Source organism: Pseudoalteromonas sp. BMB, assembly GCF_001709235.1.
GTDB classification, from domain to species: Bacteria; Pseudomonadota; Gammaproteobacteria; order Enterobacterales; family Alteromonadaceae; genus Pseudoalteromonas; species Pseudoalteromonas maricaloris.
Map to the genome: position 1 here is coordinate 1 of NZ_MBQA01000144.1, position 285 is coordinate 285.

The 285-nt window shown below is 74.0% G+C and carries 1 pseudogene; it reads left to right on the forward strand.

The annotated features are described in order from the left end of the window. Positions 1–285: pseudogene (locus BB427_RS23880) on the forward strand (transposase family protein); the annotation flags it as partial.

The following is a 285-nucleotide window of genomic DNA, read 5'->3' on the forward strand; positions in this document are numbered from 1 at the left end:
CCGCGCGGTGCTCCTGTGCCGCGTCGAAGAGGACGATGCGACGCGCTGGCGCCGGCGCTGCGGCTGCGAGGGGAGGGCGCGGGACACCGTCACCAGGGAGCTGGCCCACGAACCGCTGGGGTGGCGGCCGACCACGCTGTTGCTCACGGTCCGCCGCTACAAGTGCACCGGCTGCGGGCACGTCTGGCGGCAAGACACCACCCGTGCCGCCGAGCCCCGAGCGAAGCTGTCCCGGACCGCGCTGCGGTGGGCGCTGGTCGGACTCGTCTGCCAACACCTCACCGT